The sequence below is a fragment of the Leuconostoc fallax KCTC 3537 genome, assembly GCF_000165675.1.
Taxonomy (GTDB): Bacteria; Bacillota; Bacilli; order Lactobacillales; family Lactobacillaceae; genus Leuconostoc_B; species Leuconostoc_B fallax.
Map to the genome: position 1 here is coordinate 1 of NZ_AEIZ01000005.1, position 1,331 is coordinate 1,331.

General features: G+C 51.8%; 13 tRNA genes. All 13 read left to right on the forward strand.

Annotation, left to right across the window (positions count from 1 at the left end):
- Window positions 1–42: 42 nt before the first annotated feature.
- The 13 genes from LEUFL_RS0101145 to LEUFL_RS0101205 all read left to right on the forward strand — a co-directional run bounded on the left by LEUFL_RS0101145 (window position 43) and on the right by LEUFL_RS0101205 (window position 1,271).
- Window positions 43–115 (forward strand) — tRNA-Thr (locus tag LEUFL_RS0101145).
- A 7-nt stretch (window positions 116–122) separates the two neighbouring features.
- A tRNA-Gly gene (locus LEUFL_RS0101150) sits at window positions 123–194 on the forward strand.
- A 6-nt stretch (window positions 195–200) separates the two neighbouring features.
- Window positions 201–284: transfer RNA gene (locus tag LEUFL_RS0101155), tRNA-Leu, on the forward strand.
- Between the two features lie 5 nt (window positions 285–289).
- Window positions 290–363: transfer RNA gene (locus tag LEUFL_RS0101160), tRNA-Arg, on the forward strand.
- Window positions 364–427: 64 nt separating this feature from the next.
- Window positions 428–501: transfer RNA gene (locus tag LEUFL_RS0101165), tRNA-Pro, on the forward strand.
- Between the two features lie 31 nt (window positions 502–532).
- Window positions 533–605: transfer RNA gene (locus LEUFL_RS0101170), tRNA-Met, on the forward strand.
- 12 nt (window positions 606–617) lie between these two features.
- Window positions 618–691, forward strand: a tRNA-Ile gene (locus LEUFL_RS0101175).
- 23 nt (window positions 692–714) lie between these two features.
- Window positions 715–804, forward strand: a tRNA-Ser gene (locus tag LEUFL_RS0101180).
- Window positions 805–840: 36 nt separating this feature from the next.
- Window positions 841–914, forward strand: a tRNA-Met gene (locus LEUFL_RS0101185).
- 2 nt (window positions 915–916) lie between these two features.
- Window positions 917–990: transfer RNA gene (locus LEUFL_RS0101190), tRNA-Asp, on the forward strand.
- Between the two features lie 23 nt (window positions 991–1,013).
- Window positions 1,014–1,086, forward strand: a tRNA-Phe gene (locus LEUFL_RS0101195).
- A gap of 37 nt (window positions 1,087–1,123) precedes the next feature.
- Window positions 1,124–1,194: transfer RNA gene (locus tag LEUFL_RS0101200), tRNA-Gly, on the forward strand.
- A 3-nt stretch (window positions 1,195–1,197) separates the two neighbouring features.
- Window positions 1,198–1,271 (forward strand) — tRNA-Ile (locus LEUFL_RS0101205).
- Window positions 1,272–1,331: the final 60 nt, after the last annotated feature.

Sequence of the window (1,331 nt, forward strand, 5' to 3'; positions counted from 1 at the left end):
AGCCGGAAAAGGCTGAAGATACTGGCGAACGGGAAACGTAGCGCCGACTTAGCTCAGTTGGTAGAGCACCGCTCTTGTAAAGCGGGGGTCGAAGGTTCGAGTCCTTTAGTCGGCATGAACATGCGGATATAGTTCAGAGGTAGAACATCACCTTGCCATGGTGGGGGTCGCGGGTTCGAATCCCGTTGTCCGCTTAATATGCCGGCGTGGCGGAATAGGCAGACGCACAGGACTTAAAATCCTGCGATAGAGATATCGTACCGGTTCGATCCCGGTCGCCGGCATATATGCACCTATAGCGCAATTGGATAGAGCGTCTGACTACGAATCAGGAGGTTGCAGGTTCGACTCCTGCTAGGTGCATAGAGGTTAGAGTAATTTAATCTCTTTTTAAGTTTTTGAGGAGCTGAAGCTCTCGAGAAACTATCGGGATGTAGCTCAGCTTGGTAGAGCACCTGGTTTGGGACCAGGGGGTCGCAGGTTCGAATCCTGTCGTCCCGATTAAATCGTATGTGATATGGTTTAGCACGATCGCGGTGTAGCTCAGCTGGCTAGAGCGTTCGGTTCATACCCGAGAGGTCGAGGGTTCGATTCCCCCGCCGCGATAGGTCGATAAAGGACCTTTAGCTCAGTTGGTTAGAGCAGACGGCTCATAACCGTCCGGTCGTTGGTTCGAGTCCAACAAGGTCCATTGAGAGGGCCTTCAGAGATAGTGGAGGATTACCCAAGTCTGGCTGAAGGGAACGGTCTTGAAAACCGTCAGGTCGGGAAACCGGCGCGGGGGTTCGAATCCCCCATCCTCCTTAACCCTTAAATATAGAGGGTAAGACATAATATTATCGCGGGATGGAGCAGTCTGGTAGCTCGTCGGGCCCATAACCCGAAGGTCGTTGGTTCAAATCCAGCTCCCGCAATTGGTCGCATGGTCTAGCTGGTTAGGACGCCTGCCTGTCACGCAGGAGATCACGGGTTCGAACCCCGTTGTGACCGTTTAAGTATGAAGATACTTAGATGGCTCGGTAGCTCAGTTGGTAGAGCAATGCATTGAAGCTGCATGTGTCGGCGGTTCGATTCCGTCCCGCGCCATAGGTCAAGAGATTGACTGAAGCGACAAGGTAAGCCTGCGAATGTAGTTCAATGGTAGAATTCCAGCCTTCCAAGCTGGCTATGCGGGTTCGATTCCCGTCATTCGCTTATGGGCCTGTAGCTCAGTTGGTTAGAGCACTGTGTTGATAACGCAGGGGTCACAGGTTCGAGTCCCGTCAGGCCCATGATAAAGAAGAGAGTTCTTGTAACTCTCTTTTTCTTTCCCTTCTTTTTGTTTTATAATG